The organism is Maccoyibacter intestinihominis, assembly GCF_040096355.1.
In the GTDB taxonomy this organism is placed as follows: Bacteria; Bacillota; Clostridia; order Lachnospirales; family Lachnospiraceae; genus Maccoyibacter; species Maccoyibacter intestinihominis.
In genome coordinates this window covers 1-13,767 of sequence record NZ_JBBMEX010000015.1, presented here as the reverse complement: position 1 = coordinate 13,767, position 13,767 = coordinate 1, and the positions used below count along the sequence as shown (strand labels likewise).

Below are 13,767 nucleotides of genomic sequence, written 5' to 3'. Positions count from 1 at the left end.
TTTGTGTTTTATGGAGGGACGCTATGCAGATTGCAATGGATATGACGCTTTTTGAAAAATTGACCATTTTATCAGACGCAGCAAAATATGATGTTGCCTGTACATCCAGCGGCGTAGACCGTTCCGGGAACAAGACCGGAATGGGGAATTGCCTTGCACCGGGCATCTGCCACACTTTTTCTGCTGACGGACGCTGTGTCTCCCTCTTAAAAATACTGTTTACGAATGAATGTATTTTTAACTGTGCTTATTGTTTGAACAACTGCAACAATGATGTGCGTCGTGCTTCTTTCACGCCGGAAGAAATCTGCACCATTACCTTAGAATTTTACCGCAGGAATTATATCGAAGGACTTTTTTTGAGTTCCGGGATTCTGATCAGTCCGAACTATACGATGGAATTGATCTATCAGACTTTATTTTTGCTGCGTAACAAATACCATTTCAACGGATATATCCATGTGAAGGCAATTCCGGGGGCTGACCCGCTCTTAGTCCAGAGAACCGGATATTTAGCTGACCGTATGAGCATTAATTTAGAACTGCCGACTGCCAATGCATTAAAAAAATTAGCACCGTATAAATCCCGCCGGACAATCTTAAAACCTATGCGGCAGATCCAGAACGGTATCACGGAGAACAAAGAAGAACTGGCACTGTACCGCTCTGCTCCAAAGTTTGTTCCTGCCGGACAGAGTACCCAGATGATCATTGGCGCCACTCCGGAAAATGACTACCAGATCATGAGTGTTGCAGAACAGCTTTATGACAGGTTCTCCCTAAAGCGTGTCTTTTATTCTGCTTTTATCAATGTAAATGAGGATTCCAATCTCCCTATGCTGCCCGGTGGACCGCCTCTTTTGCGGGAACACCGTCTTTATCAGGCGGACTGGCTGCTGCGCTATTACCATTTCCATGTGGATGAGCTGTTAAGTGAGGCAAGACCCGACTTCAACATTTATCTTGACCCGAAATGTGACTGGGCAGTCCGTCATTTAGAATATTTTCCGGTTGAGATCCAAAAGGCAGATTATCGCACCCTGCTGCGTGTTCCGGGCATTGGTTATAAATCAGCCCAACGGATCATAAGAGCAAGACGGCACGCAAATCTTGGTTTTGATGATCTAAAACGGATGGGGGTCGTCTTAAAGCGGGCATTATATTTTATTACCTGTTCCGGCAGAATGATGTATCCCACAAAATTAGACGAAGATTATATCGTGCGCAATCTTGTTTCTGACCGGACCATGGTACCAAAAGAATTACGAAATCAGGGCTATGAACAGCTTACACTCTCCGATATCTTAGGATGATCCTGTGTGGGCTGTCACATCTGGCCTATGGATAAGGAGCTTTATTATGTATGTTTTTTTATGTGAGGATTCTCCCGAAGGTATTTTTACCGGTGTCTACGATGCCTGGGAGAGCCGCCTTGGACACAACAATATTTCCCTGCAGATCCACACCGGAGAAGAGAACTATGATCTGTTCTGCACTTACCGGGATGTCACACCGGATTTACAAAAGAGTGAGAAAGTAAGCAGAACCTTAAAGCAACGCCTGGGTGAAGAAGTCTATTCGATCCTCTATCAGGCTGTCATCTCTGATGAGAAATGCGTCAGCAAACGGCATCCGATGGACAAAGCCGATGCCGTATATAAGAGTATTGTCCTTGGACTTGCAATTCCCGATGGAAGCCGTCTGCCGGATTACTTAGCAGAACCCTATGTCCATGAAGTCTTTTCCCTTGCCCGTGCTGCCGGTAATGAAGCACATCATCTGCTCGGCTTTCTACGGTTTGAAGAATTAAAAAATGGCGTTTTAATTGCCACGGTGCACCCAAAGCACAATATCCTGCTTCTGTTAGCAGACCATTTCAGTGACCGGCTGCCACAGGAAAACTTTATGATCTATGACGAAGGCAGGCAGTTAGCGGTACTGCATAAAAAAGGAAGCCCCTGTGTATTAACAGATGCTTCCGATCTCAATGCCGATATGATCACAGACTATTCCTCTATGGAATTAGAATATCAAAAACTCTGGAAAGGCTTCTTTGAAAGTATTGCGATCGATGCCAGAAAAAATCCTGCCCTGCAAAACCAGAATCTGCCGAAACGTTTCCGAAAAGATATTGTGGAGTTTCAATAGTTCTTCTGCATAGTTTTTACATATATTTTTTTAAAATATTGCTAAGCCTTGCAAATTGTTCTAAGGTCAGTGTCTCTCCACGGATGCTTGCCCCGACTCCCAATTCCTCTAAAGCCTTTGCAATATCTTCCTTGGATACCTGAATGTCAGGTGCATTATTCAGTCCGTTGGCTAAGGTCTTTCTTCTCTGATTAAATGATGCACGGATCACACGGAACATGAACTTTTCATCCTCTACTTCCACCGGACATTGCTCATGTCTGGTCAGACGGATCACTGCCGAGCCAACCTTCGGTCTTGGCATAAAGCAGTTCGGTGGTACATTCGCAACAATTTCCGGTTTTGCATAGTACTGCACTGCTAAGGATAAGGCACCATAGTCTTTTGTTCCCGGTCCTACCTGCATCCGGTCAGCCACCTCTTTTTGTACCATGATCGTAATACTGTCGATCGGCACATGGCTCTCAAAAAGTCCCATAATGATCGGTGTCGTAATGTAATATGGAAGATTTGCAACCACCTTAATTGGTTTCCCGTCATTTTTCTCTTTTGCCAACGCCGGAATATCCAGCTTTAAAATATCCTGATTGATCACCGTGACATTCCGGTAATCACTCAAAGTATCTTCTAATATCGGGATCAGATTTTTATCAATCTCTACTGCAACCACTTCCCTTGCATTTTCACAGAGATATTGTGTCATCGTACCAATTCCCGGGCCAATCTCTAAGACAAAGTCCTCCTTTGTAATTCCCGCCGCATCAATGATCTTATCCAGTACATGCGTATCGATCAAAAAGTTCTGTCCGAATTTTTTCTGAAAATTAAATTTATATTTTTGTAATACCGCAATGGTATTTTGTGGATTTCCTAATGTTGCCATACTTCTCCTTTTACTTTCCTAAAAACAACTGCTCTGCATTCCGATAGGTAACTTCTTCTACTTCCTTCGCTGTCACACCTTTTAACCCGGCAATCTTCTCTACGACATAAGGCAGATAAAGTGACGAATTCCTCCTGCCCCGGTACGGTTCCGGTGCCATATACGGACAATCTGTTTCCAATAAGATTTTCTCTAACGGAATCGTTTCAATGACCTCTTTTAATTTCTTTGCATTTTTAAAAGTGGCGACTCCGCCGACTCCGATATAATATCCCATTTTCACATATTCCTGCGCCTGTTCCTTAGAATAGGAAAAACAATGGATAACTCCTTTGATTCCCTGCACATATGCTTCCTTCATGATCTCCATCGTATCTGCTGCCGCATCCCTCGAATGGATAATGACCGGAAGATTGCTCTCTTTTGCTAACTCTAACTGCCGCCGGAACCAGATACGCTGATTTTTTTGTACTTCCTCTTCCTTGTCCCAGTAATAGTCCAGTCCGATTTCTCCGACTGCAACCACCTTTTCCTTTTTTACCTGCTCCCTCAGCCATAAAAAAGTATCTTCATTCAAATCCCCAATATCACTCGGATGGATTCCCATTGCCCCATAGACAAACGGATATTGCTTCGTCAGTTCCAAGGTCGATTTACAGCTTTCGATACTGCATCCGATATTGATGATTTTTTCGATTCCGTTTTCCTGCATAGAGGATAACAATTCTTCCCTGTCATCGTCAAATTTACTGTCATCATAATGTGCATGTGACTCAAAAATCATAAAACTTGTCTCCTTTATCTATCTTATATTATCTTACATTCTGATAATAAAAAATTGCCAGCTGTGTCCGGTCACGAAGCGACAGCTTATCTAACACCAAACTGATATAATTCCTTACGGTTCCTTCGCTCAAAAAAAGTTCTCCTGCAATTTCCCGGTTGCTTTTTCCAAGTGCCACCTGCTCTATAATCTCCTGCTCTTTTTCACTGATGTCATATTTTTCATAATCAAACTCTTCTTTACTCTGCATCAGAACCGGGATCTTATGCACGATTTCTCCTCCAAACACACTCTGCCCGCGTTCAACTGCCTGCATTGCCGGCGCGATCCCTTCAAAATCCTGCTTTAAAATATAACCCTTTGCCCCGATGTTCAAAGCCTTTACAATATATTCATCATCCGAAAACGTTGTCAAAAATAAAATCTTCGCCTCTGCATCTTCTATAAGGATCTGTTCCGCTGCCTCTAAACCGCTCATCTCTTTCATCTGGATATCCATCAGCAATACGTCCGGATGATACTGATGATACAGCTCGATCGCTTCTTTTCCGTCGTTGCCGGTTGCTGCCACTTCAATCCCCTGTGCTTCTAATATTGTTTTTAATGAAATTGCTACCAGACCGTCATCGTCTACAATTACTGTCCTCATTCTGTCTCCTCCATCTCTTTGCGCACCGTTGCAAAAATCCGAAATCCGTTCTTCTGTCGGATATTGAGTGTTCCCCCCAGTGCCTCAACCCGTTCTCTCATATTAGAGATTCCGATCCCGTGGTCTGACTCTTCCACGCTGTGACTGACACTACCGTTATCCTCAATGCAGAGCTGGTAAAATCCCGGATGTTCCCTGAAAATAATGTCCACCTTATCTGCATTGCTGTGTTTTATGATATTCGACATTCCTTCTTTGACAATCGCAATAAAACAGTACTTGACATTGCGCGGGATGTGGGCAGACATATCATACTCGATATGGACATCATAATTTTTTCTCATATCCTTTACCGCTTCATATGCCGCCTGCCGCAGATCGATCGCATCATCGTGCAGATCATGCACGCTTTCCCGGATACTGTTCATCGCCTGATTCAGCGTATCATTAATCCCTGCTAACTGCTGCCGGATCGTCTCTTCCTTACAAATGGTAGCAAGTGCTCCCACCTGTAAAATAGAACGCGACAACATATGTCCTACATTGTCGTGGATCTCCCTTGCAATACGGTTACGTTCTCTCAAAGTCGCCAGATAGATCTCATTGTCCTGTTTTTCCAATAATTCACGGTTTCGCTGCTCCATCACCAGTTTCAGTTCCGTATCGGTATCCCGCAAATGAATGATATCCGCATCCAGTCTGTCGTTTTTTTCACTCTTATATGCCATATAAACGGCAAGAAATGCTGTCAACAGCCAGAGCATACTCATCCATCCCGTATAGATTTCTCTTGCCGGATAATAAAACAGCACTCCCGCAAGTCCCCAGTAAAATGAGTACCACATGCTGTCATACAATAATAATGGTAAAAAATACGAAAATTCGGGACGGATCACACACAACACCAGATATCCCATCCACAAAATTCCAAGAATTTTTGCATCCGTAAGATAAAGGCTAAAAGACGAAAAGATCAATGCCGTCAAAAGCACGACTACCGGTATCACAAATTCCTGTCTTTGAAACAGCAGGACTGCTCCTAACCCAAACAGGATTCCCTTGTCTAAAATCCTTATCATCCTTTCGCCCCCTCCCTCGTTGCTTTATGACATTTGTCATCTCACATTCTGACAACACTCACTACCATAGGTTTTTCCGTTCCATTATACTACAATTAGAAAGAAATAGACACCTTGAAATTGAAGGAGGAATTACATATGAGTACACCGGTAATAAAAGTAGAGAATCTGGTCAAGCGCTATAAAGAACTGATCGCCGTAGACCACTTTAATTTAGAGATCCGGGAAGGTGAAATTTTAGGACTTTTAGGCCCTAACGGTTCCGGCAAGACCACCACGATCAACTGCATCCTTTCCCTGTTATCCTATGACAAGGGAACGATCGAAGTATTTGGAAAGGAAATGCAGCCGGACAGCTATGACAGCAAACGAAAAATTGGTGTTGTCATGCAAAACGTTGCCGTTTTTGATGCGTTAAATGTCTATGACAACATCGACTACTTCTGTGGTCTCTATATCAAAGACAAACAATTACGCAGACAGTATGTAGAAGAAGCCATCGAGTTCGTCGGACTGAGTGACTATAAGAAATTTTATCCGAAAAAATTGTCCGGTGGTCTGCTGCGCCGTCTGAATATTGCCTGTGGCATCGCCCACAAACCAAAACTGATCTTTTTAGATGAACCAACCGTAGCTGTCGACCCGCAGAGCCGCAATCGCATTTTAGAGGGCATCTTAGAACTGAACCGACAGGGCGCAACCATTGTCTATACCTCCCACTATATGGAAGAGGTTGAACAGATCTGTACCCGTATTGCCATCATGGACAAAGGCAAAAACCTTGCTACCGGAACTACGGATGAACTCAAGCAGATGATCAAGAAAAAAGAAATCATCTCCATCGAAATCCTTGATATTTCAGATGAAGACATCCTTGCTCTGAAGGAATTAAAAAATGTTTATGATGTTACTTACGAAAATCACAAACTGACCATCCTTTGCAGCAACGGCAAGCACAACCTGATCCACATTTTAGACTATCTGCAGACAAAGAATCTTTCCTTTGGCAGAGTCTATTCCGAACTTCCGACACTGAATGATGTCTTCCTCGAAATGACCGGAAAAGAATTACGAGATTAAGGAGGAAATGCCATGTTACAGATATTTAAATATAACTTAAAGCAGCTTCTCCATAACCGCAGTGAGCTGTTCTGGGTCATCCTGTTTCCGATCATTTTAGGTTCCTTATTCAAGGCTGCTTTTTCTAATATTACTGCCGGTGAAAAATTTCAGGCAATTCCCGTAGCCATCGTCAATGAGCAGGGAAGTATGTCTGACGGATTTATGGAAACGGTAAAAGAATTAGATAAAGACGATAAGGATCGTTTCTTAAAAGCGGTCTACTGTGATAAGAAACAGGCACTGTCCCTGTTAAAAAAAGAAAAAGTGGATGGTATCATTCAGGTAGATGACAACATCTCCCTGACGGTTTCTTCCGATATGTCCTCTGCAAAATTAAATCAGAGTATCCTGTCTGCTTTCATTGAAGAATATCAGATGAACTATCAGGCGATTGTAAAAATTGTAAAAACTCACCCGGAAAAACTTTCCGAAGCCATGGACATCTTACAGGAAAGTGCTTCCTACAACCAGGAAATCTCTTACGGAAAAAACGTAGATACCTACGACCAGTATTTTTACAATCTTCTCGCTATGGTATCCATGTACTGTGGTACAGCCGGATGTCTGATCGCGATTCAGAATCAGGGAAATATGTCTGCGATCGGCGCCCGCAAGAATGTATCACCAACCCACAAATTAAAAGACATTACCGGAGAACTTGCAGTAAATATCCTGTTTCGTTTTCTCTGTATTTTGATCTCTTTTGCCTTTATTATCCTTGTTTTACGGATTCCGTTGAATACCAGACTTCCGTTTGCACTTTTAGCAATCCTTACCGGATGTACGACCGGTATGACCATGGGATTTTTCATCGGTGCCATTGGAAACATGTCGGAAAACGTCAAAACCGGGCTGGTCATGGTCATCACCATGGGTGGCAGTTTCTTAAGTGGATTAATGGCAGGAAATATGCGGATCGTTGTGGATACTTACTGCCCGATCATCAATCGGATCAATCCGACTGCACTGATCAGCGATATGTTCTACTCACTCGCAATTTATGATTCGCTCGACCGATACTTTGAAAATCTGATATCTCTGGTTATTTTATCGGTTCTGTTTTGTATCGGTGGATTTTTACTGACAAGGAGGAAAAAATATGCAAACATTTAAGACTTTTTTTAAGATTTCTAAAAAGCATCTGCCTTCCTGTATCCTATATCTGGGCATTTATGTTGTCATTATGATCCTTCTCAGCTTCTTAGCACAGGATAGCAATGACAGCCAGTTTCAGGCATCCTCTTTAGATATCGGTATCATAGATTGTGATGAATCCAAAGCCAGTCATGCCCTGACAGATTATCTGGATGAAATCCACACCATTGTTCCTTTAGAAAACGATGGCGAAGTCATTCAGGACAGTCTTTTCTATCGTAAGGTGAGCTATGTTTTAACTATCCCGAAGGGTTTTGAAAAAGAGCTTTTAGACGGTAACAGCAAAAATCTCATTCAGACCAGCAAAAGAAAAGACAGTGCCAGTGGCTATTTTTTAGATGAACAGGTAGACCAGTATTTAAAAACCATGCGCCTCTATCTGTGCAGCGGTGATAGTATTACCGATGCGGCAAAGCACACGGCGGATTCTGCAAAGGATATCGAAAAGGTAACCTCCCTCTCTTTTGAAAAGGACCACTCCTCTTCGGATAACCTGTACTATTACTTCCAGTACATGCCATACATCCTGATCCTGCTGCTGACGATCAGCCTTGCACCAATCCTCATTATCTTCCGTAAAAAGGACATTGAGAACCGCATGGACTGTGCTCCGGTTTCACCAACCTCGAAAGGATTGGCTTTAAGTATGGGATGTGCTCTCTACTGCCTGGCAGTCTGGGGATTTTTTATCATCATTGGACGGATAGTATACGGTGCGGATATGTTTTCTAAAAACGGTTTGCTCTGTATCTTAAACAGCTTTGTATTTTTATTGTTCACACTTGCCCTCACTTTATTGGTAAGCACTTTTTCACCGAATACCAATGTTTTAAACATGATCGCAAATGTAGTCGGACTTGGCATGAGCTTCTTATGCGGAATCTTTGTTCCACAGTCCATCTTAAGTGACAACCTGCTGCAGGTGTCCCGCTTCCTGCCGGCTTACTGGTATGTGCGGATTACGAATATGTTTGGCAGCTACTCCGCTGAACCGTTTTCCATGAACTTTTACTGGAAAGCGATCGGAATCCAGCTCTTGTTCTTTGTAGCAATCTTTGCGATTTATCTGGTTGCTAACAAGCAGCACAAGAGCGGGCAAATCTTCGTACCTCTAAATAAGATTTTCTCGGCAGAATCTAATTAGTTACCTACCTATATAAATAGAGGGTTCATCCTGGAATATTCTAAGATAAACCCTCTGTTTTATATTCTGATATTTTAATTCCCTAACTTTTTATTTGCAACTTCTCACTAGCAGATTTCTGCTCCGTTTGGCATCTCTTTCTCCGGTACCATCAAGGAAAGCTCGCCGTTCTCATCCTCGGCACATAATAACATTCCTTCCGATAGAACACCTGCTAATTTTGCCGGCTTTAAGTTTACAAGAACCATAACTTTCTTGCCAACCATTTCCTCTGCACTATAATGTTTCTTAATACCGGATACGATCTGTTTTACCTGACTTCCGATACGAACCTGTGAGCAGAGCAGTTTCTTAGATTTCGGCACTTCTTCACAGGCAATGATCTCTCCTACCTGGAACTGCATTTTCATAAAATCATCATAGGAAATTTCCGATTTTGCTTCAATATCAATTCCCGGTGCTACTTCCTCATCCGCTTTTTCTTCTTCCTTCTGTGGATGAAGCTCTTCTACTTTTTTCAATACTTCATCTAAATCCAAACGTGCAAAGAGGATTTCCGGTTTTTCCGTTACCTTGCCGCCATCCGGGTACAGTCCAAAGGTATGCAGATGGTCATAACCTCTTCTGGTTGCATTTAACTGATTTAAGACCTTCTCTGCTGTCTCCGGCAGAAAACTCTCTAATAATTCTGCACCAATGCTGATGCTCTCTACCAGATTGTAAAGCACGGTTGCAAGACGATCCTGCTTGCTCTCATCTTTTGCAAGTGCCCAAGGCATTGTCTCATCAATATATTTGTTGCAGCGTTTGAACAGTGCAAAAATCTCTGTGATTGCATCCGCAACACGAAGCTCACCCATTTTTGCATCGACACGGTCTACGGTGGAAGTTACAACATTCTTTAAATCTTCATCCACATCCTCGCAGACATTTTTATTAGAAACTACACCGTCAAAATATTTATTACTCATGGAAATGGTACGGTTTACCAGATTTCCAAGTGTATTTGCAAGGTCGGAGTTAATTCTCTCTACTAAAAGCTCCCATGAGATCACACCATCGTTTTCAAACGGCATCTCATGTAACACGAAGTAACGCACTGCGTCCACGCCAAAGAAATCTACCAGTTCATCGGCATATAACACATTTCCTTTGGATTTACTCATTTTTCCATCACTCTGGATCAGCCACGGATGACCAAATACCTGTTTTGGCAGCGGCAGATCGAGTGCCATTAGGAAAATCGGCCAGTAAATCGTATGGAAACGGATAATATCTTTTCCGATCAGATGTAAATCTGCCGGCCAGTCTTTCTTGAACTGTTCACTGGATTCTCCGTCGCAGTCATAACCGATTCCGGTGATATAGTTGGTCAGTGCATCTAACCATACATAAACCACATGCTTCGGATCAAAATCTACCGGAATTCCCCAGGAGAAGGAAGTTCTTGAAACACAAAGATCCTGAAGTCCCGGTAATAAGAAGTTATTCATCATCTCATTTTTACGGGAAACCGGCTGGATAAATTCCGGATGTGTATTGATATGTTCGATCAAACGGTCTGCATACTTGCTCATTTTAAAGAAGTATGCTTCCTCTTTTGCCGGAACAACCTCTCTTCCACAGTCCGGGCATTTTCCATCTACTAACTGTGACTCTGTAAAAAATGATTCACAAGGGGTACAATACAGTCCCTCATAATGTCCTTTGTAAATATCTCCCTGGTCATATAACTTCTTGAAGATTTTCTGCACCTGTTTTTCATGCGGTGCATCTGTGGTACGGATAAATTTATCATAGGAAGTGTTCATCATATCCCAGATCTCTTTTACCTGTCCTGCAACACCATCCACATATTCCTTTGGAGAAATTCCTGCTTCCTGTGCTTTTAACTCAATCTTCTGACCATGCTCATCCGTACCTGTCTGGAAAAATACATCATACCCTTCAAATCTTTTATATCTTGCAATACTGTCTGCTAAGATAATTTCATAGGTATTTCCAATATGAGGCTTTCCCGATGTGTAGGCAATCGCCGTTGTCATGTAAAACTTTCCTTTATTGCTCATTTTCTTTCCTCCATACTTTTTTATTTTTGATAGACACCCGCCTGTTTTCCAACTACTTTTTTCCACTTAGAAAAAGAGGTATAGGTCTTTCCCCGATAAACAAACAGTGTCTTGTTTTTGCTGTGTCCATTGTAATATTTATTATTTTGAAATTGAATATTCTTTGTATACTTTTCTGGAAATTCCGCATATACCACTGCAGCATCTCCGGACGTATTCTGAAACGTATTCTGTTTCAAGGTGATATTTTTACACTTTGCCAGTGTCAGGATGGCATTGTCTTTTCCATTATTTTTGCATCGGTTGTTCAAAATCCGAACATTTTTTACCCATCCGAGATTCTTCTGATATCCACCAACCGTAATACCATTTTCTATGTTATCCACAATCCGGTTGTCCTGTACTAAAATATCCGATGTACTGTATTCTTCCTTTGGTGGCTTTTCCTCTGCTCCGATTTCAATGCCTCCGCTGCATTTTCTGACCTGATTTTTTAAAATCTGAACTTCCTTAGCTCCATCCACATAGATACCATAAGAGGTTGCATACGGCGAAACACATTGCTCTACCCTGTTCTGATAGATCAGGCATTTTCTTGGAAAATCCTTTGCGGGGTCGCTGCAATATCCATAATTGCCGGTTACATCAATCCCGATATTTCCCGTATTTTTAATCCGGTTCGATATCACATTAATATTTCGGCAGTTTGCCGCCACAGAAATACATTCTGCCCAGCCGGTCTGGCAATCGTACAGATTATTATTATAAATCAGTATATTATGGATCTCTTTTTTTGCTTTTTCTCCAAAGAGAAGTATTCCATTGGCACAGTGGTCTTCTTTCTTCGGATCCGGCACCGATATCTGATGTATTTTGTTTCCACTGATCACTATATGATGACTGCCCGGAGCAATTTTAATCCCACAGGAATCCTGCCCCTTTGCATCCTGAAACTCCAAACCTGATATCCGTAAATATGATGCACCTGTAATTTTCATCAGTTCTGCTTTTTTCTTCTTTCCGCTGATCACAGGCTCTTCCCCGGGATAATTGCAGATTGTAACATATTTTTTCTTGGTTCCGCTCTGCTTTTTCCCAAGTCGTATGTTTTCCGTATAAATCCCACCACGCACATACAGCGTATCGCCCGGCTTCAGACTCTTACATGCCCGCTTGAACGTGCGAAACGGCTTCTTTTTACTTCCCTTTGCATTGTCATTTCCCTTCGGTGAAACATAGTACGCTTTTCCAGACTTCTGCTTATTGGCAACCCCGTCTATCTCCTGTTGAATCCTCTTTTTGAATGTCTGATCCGCAAAATATACGGGTGCCTTTTCCGCTGCCTGCACATAACTTCCCTTTTGTTCTTCGCTCCATATGATCGTCTGCTTTTGGAATATCCTTCCTGTGTCCACTATATGAAAAACTGCACCCGCAAGGCAAACGATGCCTGCCACTACAAGTTTACTGTGGATTTTTTTTCTTTTCCGCATGAATAACACTTCCTCCTTATCTGACTTTCATTGTCCCTATAAATCAAAAAAACCCGCCTTCTAACCTGAAGACGAGTTATATCCCGTGTTACCACTTCAATTCATCCAGCCCTCACGGGTATGAATCTTAGCAAGTACCCTGCAGTACTCCTCGCTGTAACGGGCGAACCCTTCATAACCTAACATCATCTGTTCAGCTATGCCGCTCCGAAGCCATCTTCCATCTACTTCACTACTTTTCCTCTCAGCAAGACCTCTGATATCTGTCTGGAAAATTCTCTGTAACAGTTTCCTAAATGTACTCTCTTCTTCCCTGCGTTTTTCTTATTCTGCTCAAAATCTTTCATAATATAAGAAAATCCTAATTTCTCAGGATTTCCTTGAATGAGGCATCGGGGATTCGAACCCCGGACAACTTGATTAAAAGTCAAGTGCTCTGCCAACTGAGCTAATACCCCATATTTATTTTAATTTGCTTAGTGCCCAGTTCCGGAATCGAACCAGAGACACGAGGATTTTCAGTCCTCTGCTCTACCAACTGAGCTAACTGGGCGTTTGAGTTGCGGGGACAGGATTTGAACCTGTGACCTTCGGGTTATGAGCCCGACGAGCTTCCAGACTGCTCCACCCCGCGATAATAACTAAATGGATGGAGGTGGATTCGAACCACCGAAGCAATATGCAGCAGATTTACAGTCTGTCCCCTTTGGCCACTCGGGAATCCATCCATTATGAAAATATAAAATTTTCAAAAAGCCGATGATCGGACTCGAACCGATAACCTGCTGATTACAAATCAGCTGCTCTGCCAATTGAGCCACATCGGCGTATCTTTACATAGAATACTCAAAAAATGGGACCTACAGGGCTCGAACCTGTGACCCTCTGCTTGTAAGGCAGATGCTCTCCCAGCTGAGCTAAGATCCCACATGATACGCAATCCACATCTAAAATTTATTCATTTTCAAATGTTTCATGTAGCGACCCCAGGGGGACTCGAACCCCCGACCTCCGCCGTGACAGGGCGGCGCTCTAACCAACTGAGCCATGAGGCCTTATTTACATACCTTCAAAACTTCATACAGATTCCTTGAACTTCTTCCCTTTTGGTCAAGCCCTCGACCGATTAGTAACAGTCAGCTCCATACATTGCTGCACTTCCATCTCTGCCCTATCTACCTGATCGTCTCTCAGGGGTCTTACTTCCTTATGGATGGGATATCTCATCTTGGGGGGGGCTT

General features: G+C 42.6%; 11 protein-coding genes, 7 tRNA genes and 1 rRNA gene. 5 read left to right on the top strand and 14 right to left on the bottom strand.

What is annotated here, in order from left to right:
- The first annotated feature begins 23 nt into the window (after positions 1-23).
- Together WMO43_RS12515 and WMO43_RS12510 are read left to right on the top strand one after the other, a co-directional pair.
- Positions 24-1,313 carry a putative DNA modification/repair radical SAM protein gene (locus tag WMO43_RS12515; protein WP_353531431.1) on the top strand — a complete coding sequence of 430 codons (1,290 nt, stop codon included), beginning with the start codon at positions 24-26 and terminating at the stop codon, positions 1,311-1,313.
- Positions 1,314-1,359: 46 nt separating this feature from the next.
- The gene (locus WMO43_RS12510; protein ID WP_353531430.1) at positions 1,360-2,148 is read left to right on the top strand and encodes a TIGR03915 family putative DNA repair protein; all 789 of its coding nucleotides are present in this window, start codon (positions 1,360-1,362) and stop codon (positions 2,146-2,148) included.
- A 16-nt stretch (positions 2,149-2,164) separates the two neighbouring features.
- Here WMO43_RS12510 and rsmA read toward each other — a convergent pair whose 3' ends face one another.
- The 4 genes from rsmA to WMO43_RS12490 are packed head-to-tail and all read right to left on the bottom strand — an operon-like array spanning position 2,165 to position 5,543.
- Positions 2,165-3,031, bottom strand: coding sequence for a 16S rRNA (adenine(1518)-N(6)/adenine(1519)-N(6))-dimethyltransferase RsmA (gene rsmA / locus WMO43_RS12505; RefSeq protein ID WP_353531429.1), 867 nt, complete (start codon positions 3,029-3,031; stop codon positions 2,165-2,167).
- A gap of 10 nt (positions 3,032-3,041) precedes the next feature.
- Entirely contained in the window at positions 3,042-3,815 is a 774-nt protein-coding gene (locus WMO43_RS12500; RefSeq protein WP_353531428.1) for a TatD family hydrolase, read from the bottom strand.
- A gap of 28 nt (positions 3,816-3,843) precedes the next feature.
- Positions 3,844-4,464, bottom strand: a complete 621-nt coding sequence (locus WMO43_RS12495; RefSeq protein ID WP_353531427.1) for a response regulator transcription factor — start codon at positions 4,462-4,464, stop codon at positions 3,844-3,846.
- Complete coding sequence (locus WMO43_RS12490) at positions 4,461-5,543, bottom strand: sensor histidine kinase (RefSeq protein WP_353531426.1); 1,083 nt, start codon at positions 5,541-5,543, stop codon at positions 4,461-4,463. Before WMO43_RS12490 ends, WMO43_RS12495 begins: the two co-directional genes overlap by 4 nt.
- Positions 5,544-5,681: 138 nt before the next feature.
- Between WMO43_RS12490 and WMO43_RS12485 the strand changes: the two genes are divergently transcribed.
- Genes WMO43_RS12485 through WMO43_RS12475 form a run of 3 tightly spaced genes read left to right on the top strand, consistent with a single transcriptional unit; the run spans position 5,682 to position 8,964 of the window.
- Positions 5,682-6,623 (top strand): ABC transporter ATP-binding protein, encoded by a 942-nt coding sequence (locus tag WMO43_RS12485; RefSeq protein ID WP_353531425.1) that lies wholly within the window; start codon positions 5,682-5,684, stop codon positions 6,621-6,623.
- Positions 6,624-6,635: 12 nt separating this feature from the next.
- The gene (locus WMO43_RS12480; protein WP_353531424.1) at positions 6,636-7,778 is read left to right on the top strand and encodes an ABC transporter permease; all 1,143 of its coding nucleotides are present in this window, start codon (positions 6,636-6,638) and stop codon (positions 7,776-7,778) included.
- A complete protein-coding gene (locus tag WMO43_RS12475) occupies positions 7,765-8,964 on the top strand; it encodes an ABC transporter permease (protein WP_353531423.1) in 1,200 nt (399 codons plus the stop codon). Before WMO43_RS12480 ends, WMO43_RS12475 begins: the two co-directional genes overlap by 14 nt.
- A 107-nt stretch (positions 8,965-9,071) precedes the next feature.
- On the opposite strand, the gene metG is transcribed toward WMO43_RS12475, so the two are convergent.
- The 10 genes from metG to WMO43_RS12425 all read right to left on the bottom strand — a co-directional run.
- A complete protein-coding gene (gene metG, locus WMO43_RS12470) occupies positions 9,072-11,033 on the bottom strand; it encodes a methionine--tRNA ligase (RefSeq protein ID WP_353531422.1) in 1,962 nt (653 codons plus the stop codon).
- 20 nt (positions 11,034-11,053) lie between these two features.
- Positions 11,054-12,526 carry a right-handed parallel beta-helix repeat-containing protein gene (locus WMO43_RS12465; protein ID WP_353531421.1) on the bottom strand — a complete coding sequence of 491 codons (1,473 nt, stop codon included), beginning with the start codon at positions 12,524-12,526 and terminating at the stop codon, positions 11,054-11,056.
- A 385-nt stretch (positions 12,527-12,911) separates the two neighbouring features.
- Positions 12,912-12,984, bottom strand: a tRNA-Lys gene (locus WMO43_RS12460).
- A 22-nt stretch (positions 12,985-13,006) separates the two neighbouring features.
- Positions 13,007-13,079: transfer RNA gene (locus WMO43_RS12455), tRNA-Phe, on the bottom strand.
- Between the two features lie 7 nt (positions 13,080-13,086).
- Positions 13,087-13,160: transfer RNA gene (locus WMO43_RS12450), tRNA-Met, on the bottom strand.
- 12 nt (positions 13,161-13,172) lie between these two features.
- A tRNA-Tyr gene (locus WMO43_RS12445) sits at positions 13,173-13,254 on the bottom strand.
- A 26-nt stretch (positions 13,255-13,280) separates the two neighbouring features.
- A tRNA-Thr gene (locus WMO43_RS12440) sits at positions 13,281-13,353 on the bottom strand.
- A 27-nt stretch (positions 13,354-13,380) separates the two neighbouring features.
- Positions 13,381-13,453, bottom strand: a tRNA-Val gene (locus tag WMO43_RS12435).
- A gap of 54 nt (positions 13,454-13,507) precedes the next feature.
- Positions 13,508-13,581 (bottom strand) — tRNA-Asp (locus WMO43_RS12430).
- Between the two features lie 51 nt (positions 13,582-13,632).
- Positions 13,633-13,767 (bottom strand): 23S ribosomal RNA (locus WMO43_RS12425); the annotation flags it as partial.